Origin of the sequence: Rouxiella badensis (assembly GCF_026967515.2) — a bacterium.
GTDB classification, from domain to species: domain Bacteria; phylum Pseudomonadota; class Gammaproteobacteria; order Enterobacterales; family Enterobacteriaceae; genus Rouxiella; species Rouxiella badensis.
Genome location: NZ_CP114062.1, coordinates 2538279 through 2554572, shown reverse-complemented (window position 1 = coordinate 2554572; position 16294 = coordinate 2538279). Strand labels below are relative to the sequence as shown.

At 53.1% G+C, this 16294-nt stretch carries 17 protein-coding genes and 1 tRNA gene; 7 read left to right on the top strand and 11 right to left on the bottom strand.

Going from position 1 to position 16294, the window contains the following annotated elements; translation table 11 throughout:
• The first annotated feature begins 112 nt into the window (after positions 1 to 112).
• Entirely contained in the window at positions 113 to 307 is a 195-nt protein-coding gene (locus tag O1V65_RS11880) for a hypothetical protein (protein ID WP_017490487.1), read from the top strand.
• Between the two features lie 130 nt (positions 308 to 437).
• On the opposite strand, the gene rutG is transcribed toward O1V65_RS11880, so the two are convergent.
• The 7 genes from rutG to rutA are packed head-to-tail and all read right to left on the bottom strand — an operon-like array spanning position 438 to position 6096.
• Positions 438 to 1766 carry a pyrimidine utilization transport protein G gene (rutG, locus tag O1V65_RS11875; RefSeq protein ID WP_017490486.1) on the bottom strand — a complete coding sequence of 443 codons (1329 nt, stop codon included), beginning with the start codon at positions 1764 to 1766 and terminating at the stop codon, positions 438 to 440.
• 40 nt (positions 1767 to 1806) lie between these two features.
• Positions 1807 to 2343, bottom strand: coding sequence for an NADH-dependent FMN reductase RutF (rutF, locus tag O1V65_RS11870; RefSeq protein ID WP_017490485.1), 537 nt, complete (start codon positions 2341 to 2343; stop codon positions 1807 to 1809).
• 23 nt (positions 2344 to 2366) lie between these two features.
• On the bottom strand, positions 2367 to 2957 hold the full coding sequence (locus O1V65_RS11865) for a malonic semialdehyde reductase (protein WP_017490484.1): 591 nt from the start codon (positions 2955 to 2957) through the stop codon (positions 2367 to 2369).
• Positions 2942 to 3772, bottom strand: coding sequence for a pyrimidine utilization protein D (gene rutD / locus O1V65_RS11860; RefSeq protein ID WP_084912992.1), 831 nt, complete (start codon positions 3770 to 3772; stop codon positions 2942 to 2944). The genes O1V65_RS11865 and rutD overlap by 16 nt, the downstream gene beginning before the upstream one ends.
• A 44-nt stretch (positions 3773 to 3816) precedes the next feature.
• Positions 3817 to 4203, bottom strand: a complete 387-nt coding sequence (rutC, locus tag O1V65_RS11855) for a pyrimidine utilization protein C (RefSeq protein WP_084912978.1) — start codon at positions 4201 to 4203, stop codon at positions 3817 to 3819.
• Between the two features lie 40 nt (positions 4204 to 4243).
• Complete coding sequence (gene rutB / locus O1V65_RS11850) at positions 4244 to 4996, bottom strand: pyrimidine utilization protein B (RefSeq protein WP_017490481.1); 753 nt, start codon at positions 4994 to 4996, stop codon at positions 4244 to 4246.
• Positions 4996 to 6096 (bottom strand): pyrimidine utilization protein A, encoded by a 1101-nt coding sequence (gene rutA / locus O1V65_RS11845; RefSeq protein ID WP_017490480.1) that lies wholly within the window; start codon positions 6094 to 6096, stop codon positions 4996 to 4998. The genes rutB and rutA overlap by 1 nt, the downstream gene beginning before the upstream one ends.
• A gap of 409 nt (positions 6097 to 6505) precedes the next feature.
• Here rutA and rutR point away from each other — a divergent pair, with 409 nt between their 5' ends.
• Positions 6506 to 7159 carry an HTH-type transcriptional regulator RutR gene (rutR, locus tag O1V65_RS11840; RefSeq protein ID WP_017490479.1) on the top strand — a complete coding sequence of 218 codons (654 nt, stop codon included), beginning with the start codon at positions 6506 to 6508 and terminating at the stop codon, positions 7157 to 7159.
• Positions 7160 to 7295: 136 nt separating this feature from the next.
• Here the strand turns inward: rutR and cycA are convergent, their stop codons facing one another.
• On the bottom strand, positions 7296 to 8702 hold the full coding sequence (gene cycA, locus O1V65_RS11835) for a D-serine/D-alanine/glycine transporter (protein WP_017490478.1): 1407 nt from the start codon (positions 8700 to 8702) through the stop codon (positions 7296 to 7298).
• Between the two features lie 334 nt (positions 8703 to 9036).
• Here cycA and leuA point away from each other — a divergent pair, with 334 nt between their 5' ends.
• The gene (gene leuA / locus O1V65_RS11830) at positions 9037 to 10704 is read left to right on the top strand and encodes a 2-isopropylmalate synthase (protein WP_269129752.1); all 1668 of its coding nucleotides are present in this window, start codon (positions 9037 to 9039) and stop codon (positions 10702 to 10704) included.
• Here leuA and O1V65_RS11825 read toward each other — a convergent pair whose 3' ends face one another.
• The 3 genes from O1V65_RS11825 to O1V65_RS11815 all read right to left on the bottom strand — a co-directional run bounded on the left by O1V65_RS11825 (position 10705) and on the right by O1V65_RS11815 (position 12110).
• Positions 10705 to 11487 carry an AraC family transcriptional regulator gene (locus tag O1V65_RS11825; protein ID WP_026110339.1) on the bottom strand — a complete coding sequence of 261 codons (783 nt, stop codon included), beginning with the start codon at positions 11485 to 11487 and terminating at the stop codon, positions 10705 to 10707.
• A gap of 45 nt (positions 11488 to 11532) precedes the next feature.
• Complete coding sequence (locus O1V65_RS11820) at positions 11533 to 11703, bottom strand: hypothetical protein (protein WP_017490475.1); 171 nt, start codon at positions 11701 to 11703, stop codon at positions 11533 to 11535.
• 182 nt (positions 11704 to 11885) lie between these two features.
• Entirely contained in the window at positions 11886 to 12110 is a 225-nt protein-coding gene (locus tag O1V65_RS11815) for a DUF2594 family protein (protein WP_017490474.1), read from the bottom strand.
• An 817-nt stretch (positions 12111 to 12927) separates the two neighbouring features.
• Here O1V65_RS11815 and uvrY point away from each other — a divergent pair.
• The 4 genes from uvrY to O1V65_RS11795 all read left to right on the top strand — a co-directional run bounded on the left by uvrY (position 12928) and on the right by O1V65_RS11795 (position 16242).
• Positions 12928 to 13584 carry a UvrY/SirA/GacA family response regulator transcription factor gene (gene uvrY, locus O1V65_RS11810; RefSeq protein ID WP_026110338.1) on the top strand — a complete coding sequence of 219 codons (657 nt, stop codon included), beginning with the start codon at positions 12928 to 12930 and terminating at the stop codon, positions 13582 to 13584.
• Positions 13577 to 15412: an excinuclease ABC subunit UvrC gene (gene uvrC, locus O1V65_RS11805; protein WP_026110337.1), complete on the top strand. Its 1836-nt coding sequence runs from the start codon at positions 13577 to 13579 to the stop codon at positions 15410 to 15412. Before uvrY ends, uvrC begins: the two co-directional genes overlap by 8 nt.
• A 57-nt stretch (positions 15413 to 15469) precedes the next feature.
• Positions 15470 to 16018: a CDP-diacylglycerol--glycerol-3-phosphate 3-phosphatidyltransferase gene (gene pgsA, locus O1V65_RS11800; protein WP_017490470.1), complete on the top strand. Its 549-nt coding sequence runs from the start codon at positions 15470 to 15472 to the stop codon at positions 16016 to 16018.
• A 148-nt stretch (positions 16019 to 16166) separates the two neighbouring features.
• Positions 16167 to 16242 (top strand) — tRNA-Gly (locus tag O1V65_RS11795).
• Positions 16243 to 16294 lie beyond the last annotated feature (52 nt).

Sequence of the window (16294 nt, the reverse complement as noted above, 5' to 3'; positions counted from 1 at the left end):
TAATAATTCCCCATCGCGATGTTCTCTCCACCAATTGATTCCCCCGCGCAAATCCCTAAAAGCCATCGAAAAGCTATGCTTATTATTATCCAAAGAGAAAAGGGGTAAAGGTATGAGTCAATTTACGGGAATTCATCGCGAGGTTTTGCAGGATGGCACCATCAAGCATGTGCTGGTTCGCGATGAACAAGGCAACAAACAGGTTAAAGCCGCCAAGGACTATATTTCCGAAGGTATTCGCCCACAGCTTGATGACTTGCCAGAGGTCGGTACGGACTCTGAGTTTCCAATAGACGGAAAAGGATGACGGTGGGGCTTTGGATTGTAAAAATTTTTTGAGATTTAAAAAGAAAAAAACCAGCGGTTAAATCGGACGGGTGGACCGAATAACCGCTGGCGATCATCAAAGTTGATGAGCTAAGGAGAAACTGAGGTCGTCAGTTATCTTTTAATGCAGTATCTGTGCCAATAACGCTAACCTTTCTGCTTTTCAACAGCGCGTTGAGCAAGATAGCCCCAAACGTTGCGGTGCCTATGCCGCCCATGGTGAAGCCACCGAAGGTCAGCGAAAAGTTGCCAGCCCCCAGTACAAGCGTCACCGCGACCATAATCAGGTTACCGTTCTGGTTTAAATCAACGTTATTTTGTAACCAGATGCGGGCACCGGCGACGGCAATCAGGCCAAAGACCACGATAGACGCACCGCCCAATACCGGCCCTGGGATGGTGTGAATCAATGCACCAAATTTGGGAGAGAAGCCCAACAAAATAGCAACCACCGCCGCAGCCACGAAAATGAGCGTCGAGTAAATCTTGGTCACTGACATCACGCCGATGTTTTCCGCATAGGTTGTTACCCCGGTGCCGCCCATCGAGGCAGAAAGCATGGTCGCCAGGCCGTCACCGACGAACGCGCGTCCCAGATAAGGGTCGAGATTTTTACCGGTCATTCCCGCGACGGCTTTGATGTGCCCGAGGTTTTCAGCAATCAGAATAACGGCTACTGGCACAATCAACAGCATCGCGTGGCTGTCGAAAACCGGCGATGTAAAGCTTGGCATCCCGAACCAGGCGGCATGCGTGATGCCGCTAAAGTCGATCGATTTTCCCAGGCCGAGCACGTTGGTGATGACAAAATAGATAATGTAGGCGGCAATAAGCCCCAATAGCAGCATTAGCCGTTGCATCAATCCTCGCGTAAATACCGCTACGCCGCCGATACACAGCACGGTGACGACGGCCATCCAGCTGTCGAACATTGAGGCCGCGACGCTGCCGACGGCGATCGGTGCCAGGTTAAGGCCTATTGCCATGACAATCGCCCCTGTGACGACCGGCGGCATCAGTTTCTCAATCCATCGGGTTCCGACCGCCATCACCACAAAGCCAATCAGCGTATATACCGCACCGCAGGCGATAATGCCGCCCAATGCCAGGGCAATATTGGGATTCGGTCCGTGGCCGCTGTAGCCGGTGACGGCGATAACGACCCCGACGAACGAGGCGCTCGACCCTAAATAACTTGGCACGCGCCCGCCGACGATGATGAAAAATAGCAGTGTGCCGATGCCGGACATCAAAATAGCCATGTTGGCATCGAAGCCCATCAGCAGCGGCATCAGCACCGTAGCACCAAACATGGCCACCGCGTGCTGAAGTCCCATGATGATGGTCGGCCCCAAGGGCAGCCGCTCATCCGGCGCTATTACCGCCCCTTCCAGACTGCCCGTTCTTTTACGCCATTGAGGAAACCACGTATTCGCCATCATCTTCTCCAGGATTAAAACAGAGGAAAACGGCCTGAACTCAGGCCGATGTTTTTTGACGCATCAGGGGATGATAGCGTCGGTCAAAATAGACCAATCCATGGCTGTCATCGCTGCGTAAAATATCGATGACTTCACAAAATAAAACGTCGTGGGTGCCAACCTGCGTCACCTGACTGACGCGGCAGTCAAAGGAGGTCAGTGCGCCCTGCAACGCGGGAGAACCCGTTGCCATCGTTAGCCACTGTGCGGCAGAAAAACGTGCCTCCATCGGCGTCTTGCCGCCGAACAGGTTGGACAACGACTCATGGAGGTCCGACAGCGTATTGACGCAAAGTACCTGATTCTGCTCAAAAATCGGATAAACAGAAGCCGAGCGATTCAGGCAGACTAGCAGGGTCGGTGGCGTGTCTGTGACGCTGCACACCGCCGAGGCGGTAAATCCGGCGCGTCCTGCGGGTCCGTCGGTGGTAATAATGTTCACCGCCGAACCGAGATGCGCCATCGCGTCGCGAAATGCCTGTTTTTCCACACCAGCCAGCTCGGCCAGGGGGAGGTCCTTAAGAGGTAATGTCATGATGAGCTCCGCTGGGGCCGTAGTCAGATAATTTTGCACACGCGATCGAAGGCCAGACGCGGTGCGCGAGGGTAAACCTTGCCACTGTCGCCGTAGCCGATATTAAGCAAGAAATTGGCTTTCCAACCTTGCTCGCTCAGGAAAGTTTCGTTGACCTTCGCCTGATCGAAACCAGACATCGGGCCGGTATCCAGGCCGAGCGAGCGCAGGGCGAGGATCAGATACGCCGCCTGTAGGCTGGCATTACGAAACGCCGTCTCGTGCGCTAATTCAGGACTGGAGGTAAACCATGAGCGTGCATCGCCGTGCGGGAACAGCTCCGGCAGCAGGTCATAAAACGCCGGATCGTAGGCCAGAATCGCGGTCACAGGCGCGCTCAGGGTCTTCTCCAGATTGCCGCTCGACAGCGCAGGTGCCAGCTTCTCTTTACTTTCTTTAGTGCGGATAAACACTACGCGCAGCGGGCAGCAGTTGGCGGAGGTCGGCCCCATACGCGCTAAGTCGTAGGCCTGCTGTAGCAACTCGTCGCTGACCGGTTTATCCTGCCATCCGTTGTGGGTGCGGGCTTCTGTGAACAAGGTCGCCAGTGCGCTGGTGATTAATGCTTCGGCCATGATGTCTCCGTTGGCTGTGAGCTCTCGGCAGACGGCGGGGCAAAGCGCAGCAGCCATTCGAGAAGGATTGGGTTAAAGGTTTCACTGTCGGTCACGCTCATGGCGTGGCCGCCGTACGACATCTGCACCAGCTCGCCGTTGGGCAGATTATGCGCCAGCGTCGTGGAGCAGTGCCACGGAACCAGCAGGTCGTCTTTGCAGCTAAAGGCCAGCGTCGGCGTATTTAGGATATCGAGGCTGCCGCTGAGGTCCGAAGACATCAATGCCTGTAGACGGTGCAGCAGGTTTTCCATTCCCTGAAAATGTTCAACCTGATGGGTTTGTTCCTGTTCTAGCAGCTCGGCGTGTGCCGAAAGCCAGTCTGCGGGATATAAAAACAGCGGCTGCGCCCGAACGTAGGCTTCCACGCCGGTGTTAAGCAGCAGATCCTGACGCACCTGAAAACAGCGGCGAGTCTGGCTGTCAAGCGTCGCCCAGCCGTTAATCACCACCAGACTCTCGAGCAATGCCGGATAACGCTGCGCCAGATGCAGGCCGATAATGCCGCCCAGCGCGTGGCCCACCACGTGACAACGGTCAATCTTCAGTGTATTGAGCAGACCGGCGAGCTCATCGGCCATATCCTCCATACGATAGCCCGCGGGGATCGTACCCTGACTTGCGCCGGTGCCAAACTGGTCATAAACCACCACGCGGAAATGCTGCTCGAGCATCGCCAGCTGCGGTTTCCAAAAGCTGTGTACACCGCCTAGCCCGGAAGAGAGCACCACGGTTTGCGCCGTGGGCGAGGTGTTGCCGCTAATTTTGTAAAACAGGGACGTTTTGCTCATGCCATTCTCACCGTCTGATTTCGGAAAAACTAGTGGCCTACGTGAGCGATTGAGGCAATTTCTACCAGTGCCTCAGGTTTCACCAGACCGCACTGAATGCAGAAACGCGCGGGTTTTTCTCCCGGAAAATATTCGGCGTAAACCTTGTTCACTGCCGCGTAGTGGCTCCAGTCAGTGATGAAAATGGAGTTGAAGGTGACGTCATCCATGGTGCCGCCAGCGGTTTCAATTACCCCTTTGATGATTTCCAGCACGTGGCGAGTCTGTGCCTCGGCGTCGCCGGGAAACACGACGTTATTGTTCTTGTCGAAAGGCAGCGTTCCCGAGACGTAGACGACGCCATCGGCCTTGGTGCCCGGAACGAATGGCGCAATGGGGACGCCGGTGCCTTCAGGGATGATGATGCTTTTTGGCATAGTGCTTTCCTTTTTAAAATTAATTAAAGATTTTAATTTCTCAGGCCGTTTGGCTCATTTTTTCGCTGGTTTTCGCGACGGTATTACAGAAACTGTCGACGTTTGACACCCAACCAAAGAAGGTTTCGATGTTGTAGATAGCGGCCTTCTGAGCAAACTCTGGGCCTGCCTGGTGGGTGGCATCTTCCAGCACCACGCCGAAGTACTCGAGGAAGAAGCCGTCGCGCAGGGTTGATTCAACGCAGACATTGGTGGCGATACCGGTAAATACCAGATGGTGAATGCCATAGCTGCGCAACAGGCTGTCGAGCTGGGTGTTGAAGAATCCGCTGTAGCGCGTTTTTGGCAGCACGATGTCACCCGGCTGCGGCTGAAGTTCGTCAACCAGGTCGTAGTCCCAATCGCCTTTGGCCAGCAGTTTGCCCATCAACTCGGGGCGTTTGCGCATGGTCTTTAGGGCATTAGATTTATGGAAGTTTGGTGAACCTTCGCCGCCAGCTTCGACGTACTGGTTATCCCAACCGTTCTGGAAGAAAATAACCTTGATGCCCGCCGATCGCGCGGCGGCGATAGCGCGCTTGATGTTGGCGATAACCGGTCCCGTGTGCGAGACGTCGAAGCCCGCCAAGTCTAGGTAGCCGCCCTTGGAGGCGTAGGCATTTTGCATATCAATGACGATAAGCGCGGTTTGCTGCGGTGAGAACGCCAGCGATTCAGGACGTGCGGGCAAAATGACTTCGCCGTTAATAGCGCCCGGATCTCGACGAACAACGGCATTTTCTACAATTTTCATTATGCGACCTCTTTTTCGACGGATGTATCATTGAGCAGGTATTGGCGCGTTTTCATCAGCGGCTGAATGAACTGGCCGAAGTTTTCGATACCCTGTACGAAATCGTCGAAGGTCAGAAGGACGCCCTCTGTGCCCGGCACTGTCGCAATTTCGTCGAGCATTTTTGCTACGTTGGCGTAAGAGCCCACCAGTGTCCCCATGTTGATGTTCACTGCCGACGTGGGGTCAGCCATCTGACGCACGTTGGTATCCGCGCCGGATTTGGTGTCTTTGCTGCTCTGGTCGGTCAGCCACGCCAGCGCTTCGCTGTCGGCTCCCTCTTTATAAGATTCCCATTTGGCGCGCGCGGCGGCGTCGGTTTCGTCGGCGATGACCATAAACAGCACGTAGGAGGCGACGCTGCGTTTCTCTGCGTCGGCGGCGGTTTTCATGCGCGCGGCGGTGGGGGCAAAAGCGGTCGGTGTGTTGACGCCTTTACCGAAGCAGAAGTTGTAATCGGCGTGTTTGGCCGAGAAGGCCATTCCCGCATCGCTCTGACCGGCGCAGATAACCTTCATCTCGGCCTGTGGACGTGGGCTGACGCGGCAGTCGTCCATCTTGAAGAATTTACCCTGCATATCGCAGTGGCCCGTGCCCCAAAGGTCGCGCAGCACGGTGACGTATTCGGTCAGGTAGTCATAGCGGCTGCTGAAATACTCATCGCCCGGCCACATGCCCATCTGCTCGTATTCTGGTTTCTGCCAGCCGGTCACCACGTTAACGCCGAAGCGGCCGTTGGAGATGGAATCAATGGTGGCCGCCATGCGGGCAACGATGGCGGGTGGCATCACAAGCGTTGCCGCAGTGGCGTAGAGCTTGATTTTGCTGGTCACGGCGGCCAATCCTGCCATCAACGTGAACGACTCCATGTTGTGTTCCCAGAATTCGGTTTTGCCACCGAATCCGCGTAATTTGATCATCGAAAGGGCGAAATCGAAGTTGTAGTGCTCGGCTTTCTGCACGATGGTTTTGTTCAGCTCAAAGGTTGGCTGATACTGCGGCGCGTTTTCTGAAATCAACCAGCCGTTATTACCGATAGGAATGAAGACACCGATTTTCATAGCACACCTCTTGTTTGATAAAGGCCCGTCTGGCCTCTGGAACATGGAGCGTTTAACAGCGAAAGCCTGGCTTGAGTGCATCCTGCGGGTTCCTAATTGCGCCAGGCTAATCGCTTACTCGTACACTGACATTGCAATCTCAATGCCAGTTTTTAAATCACCTTTATTATCAATGTCTTAAAAAAGTTTTTTGAAATAGGGTAGAGCAAATGGTCTAAAGTGGACCATTTGGTAAAAAATAACTGCACGAAAATCAGGCAGGGATGAGCAAAAATGGTGCGGAAATGTTAAATTTTGAATGAATTTTCAGCATTTCTCCCTGGGGGAGAGAGGCACGGGCATAGTCGCAGTGGGGGAGTTTTGTTATGCTTGAGCGAAAGCGAGACTGACAGGAAGAGAGGGTGAAGAATTGGCAGCAGATGGACTGACCGGCAGCAAGAAGGCGCCGACGCGGCGTTCACGCGCCGTCGCGGCAAAGCGAAACACCATTATGGCCGCCGCGCTGGAATTCTTTTCTTTATACGGGCTCCACGGAACCAGCCTCGACAAAGTGGCCGAGCGTGCCGACGTCTCCAAGACTAACCTGCTTTATTATTTCCCCTCCAAGGAAGAGCTTTACGTCGCCGTTCTGAAAGATCTGCTGGACATCTGGCTCGAACCGCTCAAGGCGCTAAGCCCCGAGCAGCAGCCGATGGAGGCGATAAAACAGTACATCTATCTTAAACTCTGCGTCTCGCGAGACCATCCCCAGGCATCCCGGTTGTTCTGCCTCGAGATGTTGCAAGGGGCGCCGCTACTCAAGCAGGTGCTGAGTACACACCTCAAAGTGTTAGTGGATGAGAAGTCTGACATTATTCGTGGCTGGGTTCAGGCCGGGCAAATCGCGCCTATCGAGCCGCTTCATTTGCTGTTTATCCTCTGGGCCACCACTCAGCACTATGCCGACTTCGGCGTACAGATTGAGGCGATCAGTGGACAGACCCTCGGCGACGAGGCGTTCTTCGAGCAGGCGGTGGCTAATCTTCAGCACATCATTACGCAGGGTATTCGACCGCAGGGTTGAGGTTAGACCCGCAACGGGAAATGCCCATACCGACACGCCGATGGGCATTTTTTAGGGTTAAAATGATGAAATATCGAAGATAAAAAAAATCCGGCGCAAAATACACCGGATTTTTTATGCCGATTTCAGGCGGCCATTATTTCACTGCGGCGCGCTTTTTAGAACGCAGCCAGTAGCCTATCCCCAGAATGACAAACCACAGCGGCGTTGCCATTAAGGCTTGACGGGTGTCAGGTTGCAGCGTGAGCAGCACCAGCACGCAGGCGAAGAACGCGATACCCACCCAGCACATCAGAATACCCAGCGGCATTTTGTACTCAGAAGCAGCATGCATTTGGGGGCGCTTACGGCGGTAGACCAGATACGAACACAGGATGATGGTCCACACGAACATAAACAGAATGGCCGATACGGTGGTGACCAGCGTAAACACTGTTATGACGTTCGGGATCAGGTAAATCAGCACCACGCCTGCCAGTAGACAGATGCAGGAGAACATCAGCCCGTTGGACGGCACTGCGCGGGAAGACAGTTTCCCGAAGGCTTTTGGTGCCATCCCTTCCTGCCCCAGGCCGAACAGCATCCGGCTGGTGGAGAAGATGCCGCTGTTGGCGGAAGACGCCGCCGAGGTCAGTACCACAAAGTTGATGATACTTGCCGCAGCGGGCAGGCCTGCCAGTACAAACAGTTCAACGAACGGGCTCTTGTCGGCGGCAACCGCGTTCCACGGCGTGACGCACATGATGGCAATCAGCGCGAAGACGTAGAACATGATGATACGCAGCGGAATAGCGTTAATCGCGCGCGGCAGGGATTTCTTCGGATCTTTGGTTTCCGCCGCCGTAGTACCGACTAACTCGATGCCGACAAAGGCAAAGATGGCAATCTGGAAGCCCGCAAAGAAACCGCTGATGCCTTTCGGGAAGAGTCCGCCGTTGTCCCACAGATTGCTAAACGCCGCGACGGAGCCGGTGGGTGTTTTGTAGTGCATTAGCACCATGACCAAGCCAGCGATAATCAACCCGACAATGGCGACGATTTTGATCATCGCAAACCAGAACTCGGTTTCACCGAACATTTTGACCGTGGCGAGGTTCAGGCCGAAGAGGATCAGCACGAAAATCAGTGAGGCGACCCACTGCGACAGCCCTGGGAACCAGAATTGGGCATAGGATGTGACGGCAACCACGTCGGCGATACCGGTCACCACCCAGCAGAACCAGTAGGTCCAGCCAGTGAAATATCCGGCCCACGGACCCAGCAGGTCGGCGGCAAAATCGCTGAAAGATTTATATTCGAGATTGGACAGCAGCAGCTCGCCCATCGCACGCATCACGAAGAACAGCATGAAGCCGATGATCATATAAACGAAAATAATCGACGGACCCGCCAGACTGATGGTTTTTCCCGAACCCATAAACAGGCCCGTTCCGATGGCACCACCGATGGCGATCAGCTGGATATGGCGGTTGGTGAGATTTCTGCGCAGGTGCTCCGGAGTCTCGTCCCCAGATTGACTGATGACTTCTGTATCGTGTTGCATAGGTTATTTCTTCCTGTCATGTATGGAATAAGGGCTCTATCTGGCTCTTTTCTCAGCTTTTATAGCGGGATCTGCTGCTTGAGGATGAAGGACAGTCAGGCAGATCTGCCATAATAATGTTAAATTCCGGCTCATTATAGCTATGGCGTTGCAGAATCTAATAGCGAATGTACTGTTATTTTTACACTCTTTGAGCAACTGCTCGTCTTCCTGAAGTCGTTTTGTCCGTTATGCGAGGGTGAATGTCGTTTAACGAGGCGCAGCAATCGGCACATTACGCCATACTTGTTTCAGGTAGCGGAATTTGGTCCGCACGCAAGAATGGAGAAAAACTATGTTAGCCGACCCGTCGAAGAAGTATGTTGCTTTCCCAACGGTAAACTTACCGGACCGTCAATGGCCGAGTAAGACCCTTGATAATGTGCCGCAGTGGTGCTCAAGCGATTTACGAGACGGTAACCAGTCGCTAGCGGAGCCAATGGATAATCAGCGTAAGCGTATGTTCTTCGACATGCTGCTGCGCTGTGGCTTCAAACAGATTGAAGTGGCGTTTCCTTCTGCCTCTCAGACCGATTTTGACTTCGTTCGTGGCTTGATTAACGACAAGGCCATCCCAGAAGACGTCTGGATTCAGGTATTGACCCAGTCTCGCAGCGACCTGATTGAGCGCACGTTTGAAGCGCTTATCGACGCACCGCGCGCTATCGTGCACTTGTATAACGCGACGTCGCCGATATTCCGCGAGGTGGTGTTCAACATGGATAAAGCCGCCACGCTGGATTTGGCCGTGCGCGGTGCCAAACAGATTCGTCAGCTGTGCGAAAAATACCCGCAAACCCAATGGACCTTCGAATACTCGCCGGAAACTTTCTGCTTCACCGAACTGGAGTTTTCTCTGGAAGTCTGTGAAGCGGTGGCTGCCGTGTGGGAGCCCTGCGCCGAGCGCCCGATGATCCTCAATCTGCCGGCCACCGTTGAGGTCAGCAGCCCGAACGTTTACGCCGACCAGATTGAATGGTTCTGCCGTCACTTCAGCCGTCGCGATCGGGTTTCCATCAGCGTTCATCCGCACAACGACCGCGGAACTGGCGTTGCCAGCGCCGAGCTTGCACTGATGGCCGGTGCCGACCGCGTTGAAGGCTGCCTGTTCGGCAACGGTGAGCGCACCGGTAACGTGGATCTGGTGACCATGGCGTTGAACTTCTATACCCAGGGTATTTCGCCGGGTCTGGACTTCAGCGACCTGAAGGGCATTGTCGAAATCGTTGAGCAGTGCAACCAGCTGCCGGTCCATCCGCGACACCCTTACGCCGGTGAGCTGGTATTTACCGCTTTCTCTGGTTCGCATCAGGACGCCATCAAGAAAGGTTTTGCCGCGCAGAAGCAGCGTGAAAGCAATATCTGGAATGTGCCTTATCTGCCGCTGGACCCTGCCGACGTGGGCTGTAGCTATGAGGCGGTTATCCGCGTTAACAGCCAGTCCGGCAAGAGCGGTGCGGCGTGGCTGCTCGAGCAGAATCATGGGCTGAAACTGCCGCGTGGATTGCAGATTGAATTCAGTAAAGCGGTGCAGAAAGAGACTGACACCAGCGGTAAAGAGATGAGCACCAGCGACGTATGGCGTCTGTTCCGCCAGCGCTATGGTCTGGTGGACCAGCCGGTGATGAAGCTGCTGAGCTACGATATTCGCAGCGACGAGAACAATCTGCGTCATTTCAGCGCCAAGGTGAATCATCAGGGCAAAGAGATTACGCTGAGCGGCAGCGGTAACGGCCTGCTCTCATCGGCGGTAGATGCTCTGCATCGCTCCTTCGACCTGATGCTGGAAATTGGTGATTATGATGAGCACACGCTGGGTCATCAGAGCCACAGCCGGGCGGTTGCCTATGTCAGCTGCCAGCGTCCGCAGGGAGAAAGAGTTTACGGTGTGGGCATCGACAGCGACGTTTCCAGCGCCTCGCTGCAGGCTCTGTTTAACGCCAGCGCACAGCTGCTGCGTTAACTAACCCACGGTTTCTGCGGCTCGGGCCGCAGGATTGAAGTACTCGCTCGGCGGCACGCCCAGCGTTCTGCGAAACATGGCGCTGAAGGCGCTGGGACTGTCATAACCCAGCTCCAGTGCCACATCCAGCACCGATTGCCCCAGCGCCAGCGCATTCATCGCCGAAAGAATCTTTGCCCTGCGAACCCAGTCACTAAACCTTAACCCCGTCTCCCGCTGAAAACGTCGCGAAAGCGTTCTGCCGCTGATCGCCAGACGGTTGGCTATTTCTTCAAGCTCCCACGCCGCCGACAAATCATCACGGATCTGCTGGCAAAGCGTCAGCAGTTGCGGGTCGGTAGGTTCCGGGAGGTGAAGGGGAAGAATCGGTAACAGCCGCAGTTCATCAAGAATCAATTCGATGATGCGCTCGTCGCGTCCGCCGGGCGCATAGTCGACCGGCACGCTGAAGGAGGTGAGGATCAGTTCTCGCAGCAGGGGAGAAATCTGCACCACCTGGCACTGTGCAGGCAGATCCGCACGGGCGAGAGAGTCAACAAACAGCGTCCGCGCCTGAACAGCACCGATAAAGCGCAGACTGTGGGTGACGTTGGCGGGGAGCCAGACACCGCGCCCGGGCGGGACCATCCACACGCCGTGATGAGTCGATACCTGTACTACCCCGGTAACTGCATGAATAAGCTGTGAACAGCCGTGACGGTGGGAGGGTTCGCAATCGCCGTGTTGGTAATCGACTGCCACAGCGGCAAGCGATTGGTTTTCAGCTAAAAAATTCTCATGCATGGTGAAGCTAACTTCCGAAAAATGACGGTAATGAAATTAACACCCTCAGGCGTGAGGATTCTTTTTGGCTTTTTCAGCAGCCTGTTTCGCTTCTTCGGCAAGCTGATGGAGCTCTTCCTCGGTCAACTGCTCGGCGACCTCATGCAGCTTCGCCAGCCCGTCGCTTACGTGAACATCGTCTGCTTTGGTTTTGCTTTCGCTATCTTTGTCGCTCATTTTCTTTTACTCCAGATTGTTTACTCGAGAGAGCCAATCCTTTTAAAGGCCACGGTGATTCATTTTAGCAGATTTTACCCTGTCGCGAGGTAGGCCAGGAGGGCGCTGAGTTGGGCCACTGTGTAAAAAAAGAGAGCCGCGCGGGCTCTCTTTCGAAAAGGCATCGTCTGGTTATGTCAGACTTATTGGCGATAGCCTGTTTTGATCTGCTGTAGCGTGGCGTTGAAGATTTGAGCCTGCTGGGGATCTTCGATCTGGGAGATGAATTTTTCCAGATTAAGCACGACTTTGCCGGCATCAGCCTGGCCGATGGCCTTGAGCATGAGTGTCAGGGTCGCTTTCAGACAGGCAACTTCGGTTGCCAGTGTTTCAACGTTGGCCTGGGTAGTAAAATCACATGCGCTCATAATATCTCCTTAAAAACCAGTGGCCTCACCGGGCCGCTGGATGACGTGTTCAATAGCTTTACCGTCTCTGCGTGCAGAGGCGGCTAAAAATGGTGGCGCCATACTAGCACAGTCCTCAGTCAGGCTGGGAGCAGGCTGTAGCGGAAGTCCCGCTCGAGCCGATTAATTTTTTTATAATCTTTGTAAAAAAATAATCATCTTCGTCAAGGATACTAAACTTAAGCAGGTGTTGAGAATAGTTCAGGTACAACCGGCGCTTTTTTCATATTAAAAACCGTTAACTGAACTAGCATAAGAAAATAATCCGCGTTGAAATCAGCAATATATCCCTTGGTTAGGCTGCTGTTATTTTGTTCGTTAATAAATAATCGTTGATCTAAGTCATATTTATCGTAGATAGGCACTCGATATTAGGGGTTGTAAAACACGCTATTGTATGATTTTAAAGTCTTTTGTTGTGTGCTTGCGCTGTAATCGATTCCTGAATGGAATTTAAGTTTTACATTTTTAAACGATAAGATTTTGCAATGAATGCTTGGTTAATTTCCCTCGGATGCAGTAAAATACGCCGGTTAATTTAATTAGCTTAAATTTATTTTTTTATTTCCGCAGTCATGTTTTTGCTTTCAGGTTTTACCTGGTACGCGTTCGACCTGACGCTGTAGACTCTTTTTTTGCTTATGTATTGTTCTGTGCCTTTTGCAGTTTTTGCAGTTTTTGCAGTTTTTGCAGATTGTTTACATGAAAACTCGATGCCGCTGAGCAAACGAATGAAAAATACGACCGTGTGACGCCCTTTATTTTTGGAGAATTCTCTTTGATTAGCGTTCTTCTTGTAGATGACCACGAACTGGTGCGCGCAGGGATTCGACGCATTCTTGAGGATATCAAAGGCATCAAAGTTGTTGATGAGATGCAGTGTGGTGAAGATGCCGTAAAATGGTGTCGCAGTAACCATGTCGATATTGTCTTGATGGATATGAGCATGCCGGGTATTGGCGGCCTTGAAGCCACGAAGAAGATTGTGCGCTTTTGCCCCGATATCAAGATAATCATGCTGACTATTTATACTGAAAACCCTTTACCTGCCAAAGTGATGCAGGCAGGTGCTTCGGGTTATCTCAGTAAAGGGGCCGCACCACAGGAAGTGGTCAACGCGATTCGCCTGGTCGATTCTGGCCAGCGCTATATTGCCTCCGATATTGCTCAGCAAATGGCGCTAAGCCAGCTTGAGCCACAGTCAGAAACGCCGTTTGATACGCTGTCCGAACGTGAGCTTCAGATAATGATGATGATCACCAAAGGGCAAAAGGTGAACGAAATTTCCGAGCAGCTCAATCTTAGCCCCAAGACAGTCAACAGTTATCGTTATAGAATGTTTAGTAAACTAAATATCAACGGTGATGTAGAATTGACCCATCTGGCAATCCGCCACGGTCTTTTCAACTCGGAGACGTTATCTGGTAGTGAGTAATGAGCGTTTTGACCCACAGGCCTTCTTAAAAACGGTCACCAGCCAACCCGGCGTCTACAGAATGTACGACGCGTCCGGGACGGTGATTTACGTCGGTAAAGCCAAAGATCTCAAAAAACGGCTTTCCAGTTATTTTCGTGTCCAGGTCTCGAGTCGCAAGACGGAGACTCTGGTCAAGAATATCGATCAAATCGATGTCACGGTCACGCATACCGAAACCGAAGCGCTGCTGCTTGAACATAACTATATCAAGCTGTATCAGCCGCGGTACAACGTGCTGCTGCGCGACGACAAATCGTACCCGCTGATCTTTTTAAGTGCCGATAATCATCCCCGACTGACTATTCACCGTGGCGCAAAACATGCCAAGGGCGAGTATTTCGGTCCTTTCCCCAATTCCTATGCGGTTCGAGAAACGCTGGCGCTGCTGCAAAAGCTGTTCCCTATCCGCCAATGCGAAAACAGCGTTTATCGCAACCGTTCGCGTCCCTGCCTGCAATACCAGATTGGCCGCTGTCTCGGGCCTTGCGTGAGCGGGCTGGTGAGTGAAGAGGAATATAAGCAGCAGGTTGACTATGTGCGACTGTTTCTCGAAGGGAAGGACCAGCAGGTGGTAACGCAGCTGATTGAGCGAATGGAAGCGGCAAGTAAAGACCTTCGTTTTGAAGACGCAGGGCGCTATCGCGACCAGATCCAGGCCGTGCGCCGCGTGACCGAGCGCCAGTTTGTGAGCGGTAACAGTGAAGATCTTGACGTTATCGGCGTGGCCTTCGAATCCGGCATGGCCTGTTTGCACGTACTGTTTATTCGCCAGGGCAAAGTGTTGGGCAGCCGCAGCTATTATCCTAAAGTGCCGGGCGGCACCGAGATGTCCGAGGTGGTACAAACCTTCGTAGGACAGTTCTACTTGCAGGGAAGCCAGGCGCGTACGTTGCCGGGCGAGATACTGCTCGACTTCAGCCTGCCTGAAAAAGACCTGCTGGCCGAATCGCTGAGCGAGATGGCGGGGCGTAAGGTTTATATTCAGAGCAAGCCACGTGGGGATCGCGCTCGCTACCTGAAACTTGCCCGCACTAACGCCACCACGGCGCTGACGACGCGTCTGTCTGAACGCTCGACCATTCACCAGCGATTGGCAGAATTAGCCAAGACGCTCAATCTCTCCGAGATTAATCGAATGGAGTGTTTTGACATCAGTCACACCATGGGGGAGCAAACGGTCGCTTCCTGTGTGGTATTTGATGCCAACGGTCCGGTGCGCGCTGAATATCGCCGCTATAATATCACTGGGATCACCCCGGGCGATGACTATGCGGCGATGACTCAGGTACTTAATCGGCGTTATGGCAAGTCTATAGAAGAGGCAAAAATTCCTGACGTCATCTTTATCGACGGCGGGAAAGGGCAGCTCGGTATGGCGTTAGACGTGTTCAAGGAGCTCGATGTTACCTGGGACAAATCAAAACCGCTGCTGATTGGTATTGCCAAAGGCGCAGATCGTAAAGCCGGACTGGAAACTTTGTTCTTCAAGGCGGAAGGAGAGGGGATTGCGTTGCCTTCGGACTCGCCTGCACTTCACGTGATACAGCATATTCGCGACGATTCGCACAATCATGCCATTACCGGTCACCGTCAGAAGCGTGCCAAGGTCAGAAATACCAGCGCACTTGAAGAGATAGAGGGCGTCGGTCCGAAACGTCGCCAGGTTCTACTGAAGTATATGGGAGGCATTCAGCCGTTGTTGAATGCCAGCGCAGAGGAAATTGCAAAAGTGCCGGGTATTTCACACGCATTGGCAGAAAAAATCCATAATGCGTTGAAACACTAGGGTCATTGTAGCAACATACTCATAATATCTACATCGGACAGATAGTTACCTACGCACATGCAATTTAATATACCGACGTGCCTTACCCTGTTTCGCGTTGCCATGATCCCGTTCTTCGTATTGGCTTTTTATCTGCCTTACGTCTGGGCTCCGGCAGCCTGTGCCCTGATTTTCGTTCTCGCCGCCATCACCGACTGGTTTGACGGGTATCTTGCCCGCCGCTGGAAGCAAACCACACGTTTCGGCGCTTTTCTCGACCCGGTCGCTGACAAGGTACTGGTTGCGATTGCGCTGGTTCTGGTGGCCGAATATTTCCACGCTTGGTGGATAACCTTGCCTGCGGCGACTATGATTGCTCGCGAAATTATCATTTCTGCTCTGAGAGAGTGGATGGCCGAGATTGGTAAACGCAGCAGCGTGGCCGTTTCATGGATTGGTAAAGTGAAAACCATGGCGCAGATGCTTTCGCTGGTGGCGCTGCTGTGGCGTCCAAACGATATCGCCGTGGGCGTTGGCGTGGTTGCCTTATACATCGCGGCAGTGCTGACTTTCTGGTCGATGTTCCAGTATTTGTTCGCCGCACGTAATGATTTGCTGGAACCTTGATCGAAGTGATTTAAAAAACGGCAATCAATCACGATGAGTCGATAATTTTATTGACTCACCGCGTCAGGTAAGTAGAATGCAACGCATCGGAAGGCAGCAAGCAATTAGCCAGAAGATAAGTTAAAAAAATCAGTAAGTTCTGATTAAAGCGGGAATAGCTCAGTTGGTAGAGCACGACCTTGCCAAGGTCGGGGTCGCGAGTTCGAGTCTCGTTTCCCGCTCCAAATTCGATTATATAGAACAATGTTCTGTGTAACAGCAAGATAAGTAAAGAAT

Excerpts from the sequence above, each read along its gene's own strand:
- O1V65_RS11880 (WP_017490487.1), top strand. The coding sequence starts at position 113 with ATGAGTCAATTTACGGGAATTCATCGCGAGGTTTTGCAGGATGGCACC.
- O1V65_RS11815 (WP_017490474.1), bottom strand. The coding sequence starts at position 12,110 with ATGAGCGCATGTGATTTTACTACCCAGGCCAACGTTGAAACACTGGCA.
- O1V65_RS11820 (WP_017490475.1), bottom strand. The coding sequence starts at position 11,703 with ATGAGCGACAAAGATAGCGAAAGCAAAACCAAAGCAGACGATGTTCAC.
- pgsA (WP_017490470.1), top strand. The coding sequence starts at position 15,470 with ATGCAATTTAATATACCGACGTGCCTTACCCTGTTTCGCGTTGCCATG.
- O1V65_RS11865 (WP_017490484.1), bottom strand. The coding sequence starts at position 2,957 with ATGGCCGAAGCATTAATCACCAGCGCACTGGCGACCTTGTTCACAGAA.
- rutG (WP_017490486.1), bottom strand. The coding sequence starts at position 1,766 with ATGGCGAATACGTGGTTTCCTCAATGGCGTAAAAGAACGGGCAGTCTG.
- rutA (WP_017490480.1), bottom strand. The coding sequence starts at position 6,096 with ATGAAAATCGGTGTCTTCATTCCTATCGGTAATAACGGCTGGTTGATT.
- O1V65_RS11825 (WP_026110339.1), bottom strand. The coding sequence starts at position 11,487 with ATGCATGAGAATTTTTTAGCTGAAAACCAATCGCTTGCCGCTGTGGCA.
- rutC (WP_084912978.1), bottom strand. The coding sequence starts at position 4,203 with ATGCCAAAAAGCATCATCATCCCTGAAGGCACCGGCGTCCCCATTGCG.
- leuA (WP_269129752.1), top strand. The coding sequence starts at position 9,037 with ATGTTAGCCGACCCGTCGAAGAAGTATGTTGCTTTCCCAACGGTAAAC.
- rutB (WP_017490481.1), bottom strand. The coding sequence starts at position 4,996 with ATGAAAATTGTAGAAAATGCCGTTGTTCGTCGAGATCCGGGCGCTATT.
- cycA (WP_017490478.1), bottom strand. The coding sequence starts at position 8,702 with ATGCAACACGATACAGAAGTCATCAGTCAATCTGGGGACGAGACTCCG.
- rutF (WP_017490485.1), bottom strand. The coding sequence starts at position 2,343 with ATGACATTACCTCTTAAGGACCTCCCCCTGGCCGAGCTGGCTGGTGTG.